The following is a 14,331-nucleotide window of genomic DNA, read 5'->3' on the forward strand; positions in this document are numbered from 1 at the left end:
GGGATGTGATTTACGTCACATCCTCCTTATTTTTTAGATAGTTCACTTTCGTGATAAGCGTTTTTGAGCTTGCTTAAAATTTTTCTATAAGTTTGCGTCCGTCTTGAAATTAAGCGGGGATAAGGCGGTTGCTGCTGTTACAAGTTCGCTGATGAGGGTATTCATTTTATTTAACCCCATTGCCTGCATCTTAATTGATGCTGAGGTCATTAGTTCTGTCCTGAGCGCTGGGGAAACTGTCAGTAGCTGTTCGTCGGTCGTAGCAAGCATCTGCCGGAATGTGGTGGTCAGTTCCTGTTGTACCTTATGCAGTTTATCACCTAAAACCGGGTAATTGGCATCAACAAGCACGCCAGCCAGTTTGTAAGTCCAGTACGCTGAATCAGGGCTGTACTCGTGTTTTCCGACCTTGTATGCGGCGTGAATATCTGTTGTTCCCGCGTAGGTTGGGACAAACACGCTTTGGGCGGTAACGCCCATTGCTAACCAGTGAATTCCCTGCATTTCCTTCGGCATTGTTGGCCGGATTTCTAATAGGTGGGATTCCTGCGTTTTAGCCAGGCTAATTGGCCGGAATCGGTGTTTATTGGAATTGTCCTTTCCCAGTAAGTCATAGGGTGTCTGCTGGTAGTGGTTGGCCAGTAGTGCCATCAAATCTTCCCGTTGAAGCAGGTGATCAGGGCGCATGATAAACGAGAGGTTTTCACTGGTTGGGGTTTCTGTTCCCGATTGTTCAGGGGAAAACAACTGGTGCCCCACCCAAACCCGGGGCGTGCTATACGTCTCATCACTGGCAGTGTGGGTACCAAAAATGTTACGGAAATTAAAGGTGGTTGGGTTAGGATTCAGGTGATGTTTGTTGACAAAGTTGGCAATTCCCGGGGCAACCATAAAGTTCGCTGAATCAGTTAAATCCACATCCTGAATTGCTAACTGGTTGGCAACCACCGCATAAGCGTCGTCCGGAATTCGTTGGGCAACCCAGTAATGACCCGTTGCAATTTCCATGTACCAAACTTCATTCTGGTCGGCGAATAAGACACCGTTTGTCTCCGCTGCTCCGTATTCCGTGACGATTTTTCCAAGGCGGGCAACTCCTTCCCGGGCTGAATGAATGTATGGGAGCACAACCGTAACCATGGCCTCTTCGCCAATCCCCGTACTGGTATTGAGCGGATCATAGGCTAAGACACGTTCGTTGGCATAGGCACTTTCCGTTGCACTCATCGCAACGTTTTCTTCGTTAATACCATTTTCTTCAAAAACCCCGTACTTTAGCGTCCATTCGGGGGTTGCCGTATACTTTAACCGCGTAGTCGGCAGGTCAATGGTAAAACCGTTATCCGGCGACTTAAACTGCTGGGGCGTGGTTGCTTCCTGGTGAGCGTGAATAACCATGTGCTTAGGCCACGCGGTATTGGCATCTTCGTTACGCCCAATAATCGGGGTTCCCATTGCCATGGCGTTTTTACCAACTAAAATACTTGTGCATGATGAAAAATAGTCCTCTTTCCGGGGCATTAAAATCCCTCCCAGGTAGATTAAAGTTATCCCGATTGTATCACATTAGCATTGTGCTGCGCTTGAATTCGTTGAGGAGGACCGGTAGAATGAGAATGATTATTGATGGTAAGGAGGGGCTAACATGCCATTAGTTCATATTGATTTACTGGCTGGCCGGTCAGAAGAACAGCTGCGGAGTCTGGTAAAAGATGTTACCGCTGCGATTTCTAAAAATACGGGAGCACCAGCTGAGCACATCCACATCGTGCTTAACGAAATGCAGCACGACCGGTACTCGGTTGCGGGTGTACTGAAAAGCGACGAAGAAAAGTAGGGATTAGTTTCTAAGAAGCATGTCTGATGGGTCAATCCTTTGTGGATAATAATTCCATGCGTGGTTTTCGATTAAGATTATAAAAGAGACTGTGACGGGAATTGATATAAGCTTCAAACCTTGAATTTACTTTATCCAAGATTTGGGAGCATATCAAAAAAACACAGTCTCTTTTGTTTATACTTTCCGGTAATTTTACGGAACAAGAGTATAATTACTTCCTGGAAAGAGGGTTCCTTTCTAAAAAGTAAGTTGCAGGTAATTCGCCAAGTAGTGCGCCATTCCATCATGGTCGTTATCCTTGGAAGTAATGGCGTCCGCCACCGCTTTAATCTGCGGTGTTGCGTTCTGCATTGCAACCCCGTGACCGGCGAAGCTGAGCATCTCGGCGTCGTTATGCTCGTCCCCAAAGGCGATTACCGCTTCACGTGGAATATGATAGGTTGTCATGAGGTGTTTGATACCAGTCGTTTTACTGACCCCACGACGCGAAAGTTCGAGGATTGGTCGGGGGCCGCCCCAGACGCCAACGTGAATTTGGTCTCCAAACCGGTCTTCAAGTGTAGCGACCGTTGCTGCCTTCGTTTTCTGGTTAGCGGCGACAAGCATGATTGAAAGCGGATCATTTTGGATGTTTTCTGCCCGGAGCAATTGTTCTGGGCGTGTTGCTAGGGGAAAGAACTCGTCAATTTCGTAATTGAGTTGGTCAACCAAACACCGGAACTTACTTTCAATGGAAACAATTTGTAAGTTAAGTTCTTCCTTGGCATCTTCAATGGCCAGCGCAATGTGCGGATCAATTGTTTCGGTGTATTCACCCCGCCAGTGTCGGTGGGGGATGCTGCCGAGGGCGCCGTTGAAGTTAATCATGGGACTAGTAAGGCCAAGTTCGTCGTAAATTGTTGTGCACATGCGGTATGGGCGGCCGCTAACGATTGCCACAACGTGCCCGGCAGCACTGGCCGCTTGCAACACCTGTTTAGTATAGGGGGTAACTATTCCCGTACTTGTTAAGGTGGTGCCGTCCAAATCAAGGGCAATCAGGTGGTTTTGCATCCGTCATTCCTCCGTTTACATAATTCTCAATTGTTCATTCTACGTGTTTTTAAGCAAAGAAACAATTTAATTTTAAGAGGGCGATTTAAATGACAAAGGCAGGGCATAAAATGAGTCCGTTTTCGGTGTTTCTTTTGGGTGTTGATAGTATGATTGGGTCCGCCGCGTTTTTGCTACCAGGTAACTTATACGGTAAAGCGGGAATCATGATTATTCCAATCCTAATTCTTTCAGGAGTATCCGCCTTGTTACTGGCGTTGTGTTATGCAGGTTTGGCGAGTCGAACCAGTGGTAACGGCGCGGGGTGGTTATACGCTTATAACGAATTTGGGCAGTTTGCCGGATTTGAAGTGGGTTTATTTACTTGGTTACAGGGAGTAATGACGATTGCGACTGAAATTGCCGCGTTTTTGACGGCTCTTCAGGTGTTTTTCCCCCAACTTTACCATCCGACTACCTATCGGATAACGGGAATCCTGGTTATCCTCGCGATTTCAGTAATTGGCATTTTGGGGCAACGGGTATCAAACGCAGCGAACGATACGGCAACCTTGTTAAAATTAGCGGTGTTACTTCTATTTGTTATCGGCGGTGTTTGGTTCATTCACGGCGCCCACTTATTCCATAGTCCAGCTCACTCGTTTGCATCGTATAATAACGCGTATAGTAACGTCTTTTACATGTACACCGGCTTTGCATTTCTCCCGGTTGCTGCGGCGGAAATGCGCAATCCCCAAAAGAATTTACCGCGGGAACTATTGGCGGTGATTACGGCAGTCGTAACCCTTTATGTGGTGGTCTTTGTGGTGGTAATTGGAATGTTAGGACGGCGGATTACAATGAGTTCAGCGCCGTTAGCTTTGGCATTTGCAACCCGGTTTGGATTTTGGGGAAAGTTACTTATTACGATCGGAACGATTGGTTCCATTTTGGGAGTCGCCATTTCCCTGTCGTATAGTACCCCGTTTGTGGCGTCCTCACTGGCAAATGAGCATAAACTGTTGCCAACATTTTTTGGGATTAAGACCAAGAACGGAGCGCCGTGGGTAGCGATTCTCTTGACGGCGGGAGTATGTGCGTTGCTTTTCCTAAGCGGAAACTACCTGTTCTTGGTGCCATGTGCGGTGATTGTTTCATTGGTTCAGTATTTCTCCACTGCATTGGTAATGCTCCGGGTAAAGTGGCGGCAACACCTGCATAAGGAACAAGCCCATACCGGATTCCACCTTCACGGTGGGGTGACCGTACCATTGATGGCACTCATCGTGTGTGGGTATATTCTGGTTAACCTTCAGTGGCGGGTAATTGTGTTTGGCGCCATGTTGTTGGCAGCAGGGATTCTTTTGTATGTGGGAGATACTACCGTTCAGCAGTGGCGTCACCGGCATCCCCTAAAATAATCTGTCGTTAAGGAAAATTCGAAGAAAACAAAGGAGGCTGTACCGTAAATCGCGGCCTCCTTTGTTTTCAAATAATTTGATATCAAAAAAACGCCGTTCCAAAACGAAACGACGAATATAACCTAATTAATAACAACCAGGTTATTATAGCGACTTCCCTGATAAAAGACAAGCGCTTTTTTTAGTTTTGCCGGTCATGCTCTGGTTTACCAATGATGATCAGTAGGACTGCAGCCAAACCGGTGATAATTCCGATTAACCACCACCTGCTGGTAAGGTGAGTTCCTCCCAGATAAAAGGCGCTAATTAAGGCGACAAGCAAAACACCAACCATGCTAAGCCACTGTAGTTTAGTAAAAGCAACGCCCGTTGTACTTCGCTGTTCCCGCCGGGTAATGTATGGCAGGATAATTCCGAGCCCAACGAGGACAATGATGGCGATGAGATTGATGGTTAGTTCATACCACCAAGTACCTGAGAACGTGGTAACATCTTGCGGAGCAATTCCAAGGATGGTTGCAATCGCCGTTACAATCAACATCCACCAGCCAACAACCAACGCAAACTTCCGGTTTTTAATATAAACATACGTGGACGGGAATTGGTTTTGCTTGAGCCGCACCATGATAAAAGCAAAGAAAATCCAGCAGGTCACTCCTGGTGATACGATTCCGTTTAGGTTTAATAACCAGTTGAAGATATCGTTCATATCCGGCAAGAAGATTCCTAAACCAATGATGAACGCACTTAAAACACATGTGAGGATATACCCGTTAATTGGCAACCCGGCAGCGTTGGTTTTTCGCAGAAACTTGGGCATGTACTTGGTGCCGGTATCTGAAATCAACATCCGGGTCATGGCATCAAGTAGCACTGCAAGCAAGGCGGCCAAATAGAAAACTTCGGTCCACGCAAAGCAGTACATGAAAAGGTTTCCTACATGATAATGCCGACCAAGTGCCTGGAAGGCGTAGTACGACCCGTTCATTTTAAGGTCGTTTGGTAGGTGGTGGGCGTTAAAGAAGACTCCCAAAGAGAAGGACCCGAAGATGGTCAAAAAGGCGGTCATGACTGCTAGCATGATCATTGCTTTGGGGAAGTCTGTCTTTGGTTTCTTCATTCGGGTAACGAACGGGGCAACTAATTCGGCACCGTTCATGGCATAGATTAGCATCCCGACCGTTGCGAAGTACTTAAAGTTAAATTTCGGCAGGATAGCGTGCAGGTTCATTGGCTGGGTGGCAATGTGGCCGCCCATCGCAATTGCTGTAATTGTCATGATGACAAACAGTACGGTCATCCCAAACATGGCAATGCCTCCAATGGTACTAAGAATTTCCATGGAGTGCTTAAACCGTGATTGGATCGCGATAAAGACGACAAAGACAATTAGGCTTAAGAGGGCAAACATGCTGTTGGAGAGGGTGTGTTCAAGGTGATCGTTGCCGTTAAAAGCCCATCCCAACCCAACAACGATTGAGTTTGCCGTGTCGACCACGTAGGGAATTGAAGCCGCCCAGTATGTCCAGGCAGTGAAATAGCCGAGAAATTCGCCACTTGTTCCTCGTACCCATGAACTTAAACCACCGCCTTCATTACTAAATGCCGACCCGAGGTGCCCGACCATTAATGAATACGGAATAACGTAGAAAAAGAGCATGATGATCCACGACGTAATAACGCTCAGTCCTTGGTTTTGAAAATTGTAAATTAAATCGTCAAAACCAATGACCGTCACGAAGTCCATTAAGGCGAGAACCGGCCAACTAATGTATGATTTTTTAGTGGTTTTAGACAAATCACTCATTGTGATAATACCTCCCTTAATAGCTTAATAATGATGAGCAGTGCACCGCTGTTAAGTGTACCATAACTATTTGCTAGTAAATTATTTAATTATAATCGAAAAATATTTGTTGTTTGATAGTTGTACCGAAAGGATGGGACTAATTAGTGAAGAAGTGAGTGAGCATATTATTTGAACCGGGAGAAGGGCGTTTCTATACTGAGAATGAAAATGTGCGCGGGTAAAAAGTGAAATTTCTCCACGCTCCCATTTGGGGGTAAAAGCGTTTTGCCCAAACAACGCATACTTTCATCCCCCATCTGTGGATATCCCACAGACCATTACCATAACGAAGGAGGTTATCTGAAGTGATAACCTCCTTTTCGTGCTAATAATGATGATACTTGGTAAGATGGAGACAGAAAAATGACTAAGAGGAAGGTGGGCTTAATGACAGTAAATGCGCTGGCCCTGATTAAACAACTAACCGCCCTATTAACGGCGGGAAACCAAACGGTGCGGCTGGCAGATAAAACCGGGACAAGAACGGTACGGCAGATGATTCAGTTGACTTGTACGTTAGCGGATGATTACCAAGCATTAGTTAACCGCCGCATGCTGGCAGCTGCTCGGGTTGTTTCACGGCCCATCTACGAGCGGGGCGTCTTTTTATTGTTTATTTTGCATGATCACGGGGAGAGTGTTTCCCGGGCACAGCTCTTCTACCATTCGAGCCGGCTACGGCAGTATTTGTGGACAAGAACGATTTGCGCGCACCCTGATTCGTTTATGGCCCTTGAACCGTTAGCATCAGCGTTTGCCGCCCAGGACGGTCAGTGTTGGGGGCAACATCATATGAGCCTTGCTAGTTGGTTAGCGCAGCGAATCGATGACGAGCGAACGACGTTTAATGCGCTTGAACAAAAGGCACAATACTGTGATTTAGCGTCATTTGGCCGCGATGACCGGCGAAAAACGTGGTACCGAACGGATCCGGAAGTATGGGGCCACGGGCCAAAGATTAGTAGTATCGCGGATGTTGCCCGGTTTGTATTGGGGGACCAGCATAATTACTGTCACCTGGTGTTTTACGGGTTAAATTCGTTGTTTACTCACGGGTATTATTTACCGGAAGTTCTTATCAAGGATATTACCGGAACATCATTCTTTGTTGCCGGGTTATTAGATGCTATCGTAGCTGCTGTTTTCAAGGAAGGGCATCCTACTAATAAGGAGCGTCGGCAGTTCCATCACCTTCATCAGCAGGTGATGGGATTGTTTAAGGCGCCAACTGTACCGCAATGGCCGCGAAGCGCTCATCCGGAGCGAGTTGTGCGGGGAACGGACGTTGCCTTTATGGCGCAGGCCCGGGCAACTTTAGATGCATACCGCTGGCTGCGAAAAGAGGGACGGAATCAGGCGGCACGTGTTCTTTTCCGCACTCTGAATGAGCAGTGGGTAAGTATCCGATGGATTAAGGCACAACCGACTAACGAAGCACAACGCGCGCTCTTTAACCGGTTTGTTTTAACCGCCCGTCTTCAACTTGTACGCGATGTGCGTCGTTTTGTTACGGCGGAACAGGCGGAAACGTTGACCCCCGTAGTAGAAACCCTCACCGACACGCTAGTTCAAGCGGCAATACCCGTGATGAATCAGCGAACACTCAGGCGGGATAAGCAACACCGGAACTGGTTAGCAATCGAACAGGGGCCGGGAAAACACGCCCGGTCTTTCCGGGCAGTGGAACGAATGGTAGTCCCGCATGGTACGTTTGCGTACCAGTACGCTAACGGGTTTCATTCCGTGCACGCCCACGGAATTAACCTGAATTTACCGTTTTTCATGGATGACCAGCAAACGCCGCTCTTTTTGTTGGGCGATTCTGCCGGAATGAAGATTAATGATCAGGTAGTGGCGGATCTTGTTTCGGAGGTGGAATAGGGATGGGACAACTTGGAATTATTATTTCCCCCGCCAAAAAGATGATGCGGGATACGGATGATTTTCAGGACGTTACCCGCCCCCTGTACCTGGACGATGCACGAATGATTCGGGATTATTTGCGGGCAATGAGATATGCGGACCTAGCAGCAATGTGGCATGCAAGTGACCGGATTGTTAAGGCGAGCTACCATAATCTTCAAACCATGGATTTGGAGCACAACCTTACACCGGCAATTATGGCCTTTCAGGGACTAGCGTACCAATACATGGCGCCCGACCTATTCACCGATCACGGGTTAGCCTACCTGCAGGACCACGTGACCATTCTATCAGGCTTTTACGGGGCACTTCGTCCGTTTGATGGGGTGGCTCCATACCGGCTGGAACTAAAGGCGAAGATTCATGTGAATGGTAGCCGCAACTTGCCGAATTTTTGGGGGAGCAAGCTCCATGATGCAGCATTTCGGAACGGGAAGGTCGTGTTAAACGTTGCTTCGGCGATGTTTGCCCGGACGGTCCGACGGTATCTTCAACCAGACGAACAATTAATTGACTGTGTTTTTGGCAAGTTGATTAATGGCCGGGTGGTTCAACGGGGAACGCTGGCAAAGATGGCTCGGGGGGAAATGGTCCGCTACCTCGCAGAAAACAATGTAACACAGCCCGAAACCGCCCGGCAGTTTCAAACTAGGGGCTACCGGTACCGTCCGGAATTTTCAAATTCAACCAGGTACGTTTTTATTCAGGATGAAGTGAATTAGGGAATAAATAAAACAAGCGTGGTGAAAGGAGCGCGCCTGTTGAAGTGGTGTGGAGTGCTTCAATAGAAGAGTTCTTCATCACGCTTGTTTTTTGCGTTAATACACGGCTTGATTAATTCAATCAGTGTTCTTGGACATACACTTTATGACTTCGGGGAAATTCCCGGCTGAACGCCCGCTTCAGGGCCCGTTTAGCGTTTTGCCCGTCAAGTTGGGTCCGTTCTTCGGCGTAGCCGTGTTCAATAAGTTCGGCTCCCCCGTCATCAATCAACTTAATCCGCACGGACCGATCCTTCTTAAACGTGTAGAATCCTAGTTCCTGTTTCCGACGCTTTTTAAGGTTAGTGATGGCTGTTTTTTGCGCTTGTTTTAGTTCAATCAGTTTCATTTCATTTGCCCCCTAAAAACTGTTCAAGTTCCTGGGTAAAGTCTGCCTTTGTGATGTTAGTTGTTAGGTATTCTACGGTTGCATTAGCGCCGTGCCGGGTAAAGGCAACCCGCATTGCTGGCAATTGCGGGGGATTAACCCGGCATTCATAACACTTAGTGCCCGCAACGGGGATGCGGGTTGCAAGTTTAGTTTTAGCGAAGTCCGTGGCAAACTGCTGGGTAAGCTGTGCGACGATAGCCTTTTGGATGGTTGCAACCTGGTGCTTATACGTTTTAAAGACTTTCTTGCAGCCCTTTTTATTATAGGTAATTTCCACCGTAATTCCTTCTTTCCGTTCTTAGTATATACCAGAAGGAAAGTTAGATGCGACCTGGAGCAACCGGTCGCTTGAAGTAAGTCTTCCGGGTATAATGGGATCAGAAAAATAAAGAGGTGGACAAAGTGGATCAAGGGATTAACGCAGCGCTGCTTGCCGGGTTTAGTGGTACCCGGGAAAAAACAACGGGGGTATGGGGGCCCCGGATAATTACTAACGAGCCGGGGGAAGAATTATGGAATTACCTACGGTTTGAATTGGAACACTGTACCCGTTTCCGGTGGATGATTGCGTTTGTTACTCCCGCGATGCTTGTTCCCTTAAAAGCCGTTTTAGCGGATCAACCGGCAGGGGTCACGGGGCAAATTATTACGGGAACTTATGCGGGCTTTAATCCTCCCGCAGCGTTTTATGAACTTAATAAGCTTCCGGGAGTTACGGCCCGGGTGGCAACTAGTCAGGGATTTCACGCTAAGGGTTATGCCTTTACCCGAAAAACGGGAGAGGAAGTGCTCTTTACGGGGAGTGCAAATTTCACTAAACAAGCGCTCCTTACGAACCGGGAGCTAACATTGCGGGTGGTGGGAACCACCCGCGGTACCGTTTTTCAGGAGTTTACAACAGCCTTTGAAGCGGAATGGAAGCAAGCCCATCCCATTACTCCAGCGTGGATTAAGGATTATGCTGCGACCTACCACCCGCTGGTGACTACCTCGCTGCACCAAAAATCCACCCAGAAAGTTACCCCGAATAAGATGCAACAAGAAGCCTTAGCAACCCTGCAGGCGTCCTGGAAACGGGGAGAACACCGGACACTAGTAGTATCGGCTACCGGAACCGGAAAGACATACCTAGGAGCGTTTGCCGTTCAGGCATTTCAACCGCGGCGCTTCTTGTTTATTGTGCACCGGGAGGAAATCGCCCTCAAAGCCCGGAAAAGTTTTCAACGGGTGTTAGGTGGACCTGCAAGTGCCTTTGGGATTTTGAGTGGCCATCATCACGACTGGGACGCCCAGTACCTTTTTGCGACCGTTCAAACCATGGCGCAAGAACGGATACAACATCACTTTTCCCCCACAACCTTTGACTTTATCCTTATCGATGAGGCGCACCGGGCCCCCGCACCAAGTTACCAGCGCGTGATGAATTACTTTACCCCGCAGTTTTGGTTGGGAATGACGGCAACTCCAGAGCGGATGGACGATGCGGACGTGTACGCCCTGTTTGATTATCATGTTGCCTATGAGATCAGACTTCGAGCGGCGATTGATAGTCACATGGTATGCCCGTTTGATTACGTTGGGGTAGCGGACTATACGTACCAAGGCCGGATAATTGACGAACAGGTTCCGTTAAAGCGCCTGGCAGCACCAGCGCGGGTACAGTATGTTTTGCAGCAGCTTGCCTATTACGGTACGCATGGTCCGGTACACGGGTTGGTGTTTTGCAGCCGGCAAGCAGAGGCCAAAAAAATTGCCGCGCAGTTCACGGCAGCGGATCACCCCGCGGTTGCGCTGACCAATACTGATGGGCCAACTACCCGGGTAAAGGCGGTCCAGGATCTTGAAGCTGGGCGGATTGAGTACATTATGACCGTTGATTTATTTAACGAAGGAATTGACATTCCATGTGTTAACCAGGTGGTAATGTTGCGGAGTACCCAGTCACCGGTTGTTTTTACTCAGCAGTTAGGACGTGGATTGCGGTGGGCTACCGGGAAGACGAGTGTCCTTGTGCTTGATTTTATCGGGAACTATAAGAATAATTACATGATTCCGATTGCGTTAACGGGACATCTCCCGGCGGCGAATCCCGCTGTTCGGGATATAGTAGCTGCCCCTCCAACCATGGGGATTACAACAATCAATTTCACCCGGGTTGCCCGGGAGCGGATTTTGCGAAGCCTGGAACAAACAAAGGTGGATGCGCTGGTGCACCTTAAGCAGGCGTACCAAACGCTCAAGCAACGATTCGGCCGGGTACCATTGCTCCACGACTTTGCTGCCGCAGAAACGGTGAGTCCGCGGGCGTTTACCCACCAAACGCGGGTGAAAAACTACAACCAGTTTCTTGCGCGGATGAAGGATGACCGTCCACTAACTAAGTGGGAGGATCAAGTGCTCACGTTTATTACCCAGGAGTTGGTGAACGGACTCCGACCACACGAATTGGTTTTGCTGAGGTTATTGCTTGAAAATGACGGCGTAGTGACTGAAAGAGCGTATAAGGAAGCGCTCAATCAATACCATGCTGCCACCGATCCCGCTACCCTTACTTCAGTGATGGGGATTCTCAACCTTAGTTTTTTTGATGTGACGGTGGGAAAAACGACGCGCAAAAAGCAGTACGGGAACCAAGCAGTGGTAGTTCAGATGGCGGCGGGATTTGCGTGGACAGAACCTATGGTCACCGCCTTACGGAAACATGATTGGTTCCGTTGCCTGGTTACCGATACGGTTATCACGGGACTTCAGTTAGTCCAGAAGGCGGATTCCCGAACAGCATTTACCCGGGGAAGGGAATACACCCGCAAAGATGTGTGCCGGCTGTTAAACTGGCCGAAGGATATTAGTGCACCATTATACGGTTATCGCGTTATTGATGGGGTGTGCCCCATTTTTATCACCGTCAAGAAGGCCACCGGCCAGCGAAGTGCACGGTACAAGAACGATCTACGTTCGGGCGATCGTTTGCGATGGTACACCCGTAGTCCGCGAACGTTAAGGTCGCCTGAAGTTCAGGAGTTACTGGCAGGAGTTAGTGCGGGGCACCAGCAAGTGAAAATGCTTTTATTTGTGAAACGGGATGATGGGCGGAAGGCGTTTACTTACCTGGGAGAAGTTAAAGTCGTGCCGACCAGTATTCAAGAAGAGGTGTTAAATGGCAAGAAAACGGTGGGGATGGACCTACAACTGGAGCACGCCCTTACCCTGGACCAGTACCGGGAGTTATTTACGGATTGAGAGGTAAGAAAAAGGCAAATGATGCCTGCCGCCTTTTAATAATTACTTGATAATTTAAACCAAATGAGCAGGACAAGGACTAAAAACGAACCGCGTTATAATGCAGTAATTCGGTTCGGCTTCAAACAACTTGCCGTGCTCATTTATTTTAATATAACGCTGAAACGTAGAAGTAAGCGGGAACGTGCAGCTGGTGTAGGGTGGCTTGAACTACGGTTTCATACGGCGCCTTGGCAGGGAGGGCCGCTTGTTGTTCGGCAATACGAGCCATAAAACGCTGGTTTTGGCGGGCAATTCGTGTGGCCTCTTCCATCGTAAACGGGATTCCATGTCCAGGATAGAGGGTGGCGGTTGAAGGAAAGAGTGTTTCCACCTGTCGTAAAAATTGCCGGTAACGGGTTCGTAAATGGGGAACAACTTCTTGACTGATGGGATCAATGTCGAGGAGTGAATTAAAAATAATCCCGGCAAGGAGAAGGTCCCCAGTGAACCAGTGGCCAGCTTCGTCTGTAATAATCGTATCTTGGGCACTGTGTCCGGCTAGGGTGCGAGAGTGCAGGCCAAACTGGGTGAGGGCCGTAAGGGGATAAAATGTCCGCTTTCTGAGTGCCGGTACTAACCGGGTTTCTAAGCGTTGTTGAACGTTGCGGCGAACCGCTGGAGGAACGACAACGGGAAGCTTCAGGCGATCAATCGCTTGCTGATAAGCTGAGGTACCGTAAAAGGCGAGCCCCGGAGCGGCATAAACTGGAATTTCAGGAGGAAGTGCTTCTAATAACCCCACATGATCTGGGTGGTGGTGGGTAACCACTACGCCCTGGAGGTCGGTGACCTGTAAGTTAAGTTGCGCTAATGCGGCCGTTAACCGGGCATAGTTTGCCGTTCCCGCAAAGCCCGCGTCGATGAGCAGCCGTTCGTGGTAAAGCAAAAAACTGTTCGCTGCTCGGGCGTGGGGATGCGGGGCCGGAAACGTAATCTGGTAAATATTATTTGTCCACTGTTTCATTTGAATTTCTCCGTTATAATTATCAAACATGACTATTTACCGTTGTGTGAAACGGGTGGGATTTAATTTGTTGATTACTGTTGGCAGGATTAGCAACGTACAAGAGGCAGGCTAAGGCAATAAGAAGTGCTAATAAAGAGCGCATCCACTGACCGTTTTCGCCAGGAATAAGCTGGTGTTGGTAGTGGCGAAGAATGTAAAACATTCCACTTCCAAATCCAATGAGACTAAGGAGCGCACTACTTCCAATGAAAAAGCCAATTCCCAAACCAACAAGTGCCCCTAACCACCGATCAAAAATCGCACCGATTAGCGTTCCAATTAGAGCGCAAAGAAAGATTCGTTGGCTAGTAAACGTCAATGCCAAAAAGAGGCCGCCAAATAAGCCTAGTTGCCACCAAACATAGTGTTTATTGCGGTCACCATGAGGACCGTTAAAAAGATTATTAAGCATATTTATTCCTCCGTTTCGGGTTGAATTCTTGTCCAGGACGTTCCTTCCGCCGCCCAAAATGAATGCTGTTAGAATAAGGGTGAGGTGAAAAGAATGCAAGTTTTATTTCATGTGAACGAGCCCGCACGGTTATCTGGTGCGGTACGGAACATTGATAACGTGTTAGATGAAATCCCGGCGATAAGCGTTGAATTGGTGGTTAATGGGCCGGCAGTCCGGGCGCTGGTTCCTAAAAACGATGCGGTTGCGCGCTTAGCAACTAAACCTGCAGTGACCGTTGCAGTATGTCAAAACTCTCTCCGCCGGTTTAACGTTGAGCCCGTTCAACTCCCTGATACCATGACAATCGTGGCTAGCGGGGTAATTGAACTTGTTCGAAAGCAGGAAGCCGGGTTTGCGTACATTAAGCCGTAA

Annotated in this window: 13 protein-coding genes; 6 read left to right on the top strand and 7 right to left on the bottom strand. The window is 48.4% G+C overall.

The window, feature by feature from the left end:
- Positions 1–84: 84 nt before the first annotated feature.
- On the bottom strand, positions 85–1,521 hold the full coding sequence (locus ACI3E1_RS00105) for a C69 family dipeptidase (protein WP_405023647.1): 1,437 nt from the start codon (positions 1,519–1,521) through the stop codon (positions 85–87).
- Between the two features lie 124 nt (positions 1,522–1,645).
- Between ACI3E1_RS00105 and ACI3E1_RS00110 the strand changes: the two genes are divergently transcribed.
- On the top strand, positions 1,646–1,837 hold the full coding sequence (locus ACI3E1_RS00110) for a 2-hydroxymuconate tautomerase (RefSeq protein ID WP_405023648.1): 192 nt from the start codon (positions 1,646–1,648) through the stop codon (positions 1,835–1,837).
- A 240-nt stretch (positions 1,838–2,077) separates the two neighbouring features.
- On the opposite strand, the gene ACI3E1_RS00115 is transcribed toward ACI3E1_RS00110, so the two are convergent.
- Positions 2,078–2,893, bottom strand: coding sequence for a Cof-type HAD-IIB family hydrolase (locus ACI3E1_RS00115; RefSeq protein ID WP_405023649.1), 816 nt, complete (start codon positions 2,891–2,893; stop codon positions 2,078–2,080).
- An 89-nt stretch (positions 2,894–2,982) separates the two neighbouring features.
- Here ACI3E1_RS00115 and ACI3E1_RS00120 point away from each other — a divergent pair, with 89 nt between their 5' ends.
- Positions 2,983–4,293, top strand: a complete 1,311-nt coding sequence (locus tag ACI3E1_RS00120) for an APC family permease (protein WP_405023650.1) — start codon at positions 2,983–2,985, stop codon at positions 4,291–4,293.
- Positions 4,294–4,474: 181 nt separating this feature from the next.
- On the opposite strand, the gene ACI3E1_RS00125 is transcribed toward ACI3E1_RS00120, so the two are convergent.
- Positions 4,475–6,100 (bottom strand): APC family permease, encoded by a 1,626-nt coding sequence (locus tag ACI3E1_RS00125; protein WP_405023651.1) that lies wholly within the window; start codon positions 6,098–6,100, stop codon positions 4,475–4,477.
- Positions 6,101–6,505: 405 nt separating this feature from the next.
- Between ACI3E1_RS00125 and ACI3E1_RS00130 the strand changes: the two genes are divergently transcribed.
- A complete protein-coding gene (locus ACI3E1_RS00130) occupies positions 6,506–8,023 on the top strand; it encodes a hypothetical protein (protein ID WP_405023652.1) in 1,518 nt (505 codons plus the stop codon).
- Between the two features lie 2 nt (positions 8,024–8,025).
- Positions 8,026–8,787, top strand: coding sequence for a peroxide stress protein YaaA (gene yaaA, locus ACI3E1_RS00135; protein WP_405023653.1), 762 nt, complete (start codon positions 8,026–8,028; stop codon positions 8,785–8,787).
- A gap of 121 nt (positions 8,788–8,908) precedes the next feature.
- Here the strand turns inward: yaaA and ACI3E1_RS00140 are convergent, their stop codons facing one another.
- Complete coding sequence (locus ACI3E1_RS00140; RefSeq protein ID WP_405023654.1) at positions 8,909–9,175, bottom strand: hypothetical protein; 267 nt, start codon at positions 9,173–9,175, stop codon at positions 8,909–8,911.
- Between the two features lies 1 nt (position 9,176).
- Positions 9,177–9,494 carry a hypothetical protein gene (locus tag ACI3E1_RS00145; RefSeq protein ID WP_405023655.1) on the bottom strand — a complete coding sequence of 106 codons (318 nt, stop codon included), beginning with the start codon at positions 9,492–9,494 and terminating at the stop codon, positions 9,177–9,179.
- 125 nt (positions 9,495–9,619) lie between these two features.
- Here ACI3E1_RS00145 and ACI3E1_RS00150 point away from each other — a divergent pair, with 125 nt between their 5' ends.
- Positions 9,620–12,457, top strand: coding sequence for a DUF3427 domain-containing protein (locus tag ACI3E1_RS00150; RefSeq protein WP_405023656.1), 2,838 nt, complete (start codon positions 9,620–9,622; stop codon positions 12,455–12,457).
- A gap of 148 nt (positions 12,458–12,605) precedes the next feature.
- Here the strand turns inward: ACI3E1_RS00150 and ACI3E1_RS00155 are convergent, their stop codons facing one another.
- Both ACI3E1_RS00155 and ACI3E1_RS00160 read right to left on the bottom strand, forming a co-directional pair.
- Positions 12,606–13,463 carry an MBL fold metallo-hydrolase gene (locus tag ACI3E1_RS00155; RefSeq protein ID WP_405023657.1) on the bottom strand — a complete coding sequence of 286 codons (858 nt, stop codon included), beginning with the start codon at positions 13,461–13,463 and terminating at the stop codon, positions 12,606–12,608.
- A 22-nt stretch (positions 13,464–13,485) separates the two neighbouring features.
- Positions 13,486–13,917, bottom strand: coding sequence for a hypothetical protein (locus tag ACI3E1_RS00160; protein WP_405023658.1), 432 nt, complete (start codon positions 13,915–13,917; stop codon positions 13,486–13,488).
- A 93-nt stretch (positions 13,918–14,010) separates the two neighbouring features.
- On the opposite strand from ACI3E1_RS00160, the gene ACI3E1_RS00165 reads away from it, so the two are divergent.
- Entirely contained in the window at positions 14,011–14,331 is a 321-nt protein-coding gene (locus tag ACI3E1_RS00165) for a DsrE family protein (protein WP_405023659.1), read from the top strand.

Source organism: Ligilactobacillus sp. LYQ139 (genome assembly GCF_045033025.1).
Lineage (GTDB): Bacteria > Bacillota > Bacilli > Lactobacillales > Lactobacillaceae > Ligilactobacillus.

What these genes read in the sequence shown, in the direction of transcription:
- ACI3E1_RS00130 (WP_405023652.1), top strand. Translation starts at nt 6,506, where the DNA reads ATGACTAAGAGGAAGGTGGGCTTAATGACAGTAAATGCGCTGGCCCTG.
- ACI3E1_RS00110 (WP_405023648.1), top strand. Translation starts at nt 1,646, where the DNA reads ATGCCATTAGTTCATATTGATTTACTGGCTGGCCGGTCAGAAGAACAG.
- ACI3E1_RS00105 (WP_405023647.1), bottom strand. Translation starts at nt 1,521, where the DNA reads ATGCCCCGGAAAGAGGACTATTTTTCATCATGCACAAGTATTTTAGTT.
- ACI3E1_RS00125 (WP_405023651.1), bottom strand. Translation starts at nt 6,100, where the DNA reads ATGAGTGATTTGTCTAAAACCACTAAAAAATCATACATTAGTTGGCCG.
- ACI3E1_RS00120 (WP_405023650.1), top strand. Translation starts at nt 2,983, where the DNA reads ATGACAAAGGCAGGGCATAAAATGAGTCCGTTTTCGGTGTTTCTTTTG.
- yaaA (WP_405023653.1), top strand. Translation starts at nt 8,026, where the DNA reads ATGGGACAACTTGGAATTATTATTTCCCCCGCCAAAAAGATGATGCGG.
- ACI3E1_RS00160 (WP_405023658.1), bottom strand. Translation starts at nt 13,917, where the DNA reads ATGCTTAATAATCTTTTTAACGGTCCTCATGGTGACCGCAATAAACAC.
- ACI3E1_RS00115 (WP_405023649.1), bottom strand. Translation starts at nt 2,893, where the DNA reads ATGCAAAACCACCTGATTGCCCTTGATTTGGACGGCACCACCTTAACA.
- ACI3E1_RS00155 (WP_405023657.1), bottom strand. Translation starts at nt 13,463, where the DNA reads ATGAAACAGTGGACAAATAATATTTACCAGATTACGTTTCCGGCCCCG.
- ACI3E1_RS00165 (WP_405023659.1), top strand. Translation starts at nt 14,011, where the DNA reads ATGCAAGTTTTATTTCATGTGAACGAGCCCGCACGGTTATCTGGTGCG.
- ACI3E1_RS00140 (WP_405023654.1), bottom strand. Translation starts at nt 9,175, where the DNA reads ATGAAACTGATTGAACTAAAACAAGCGCAAAAAACAGCCATCACTAAC.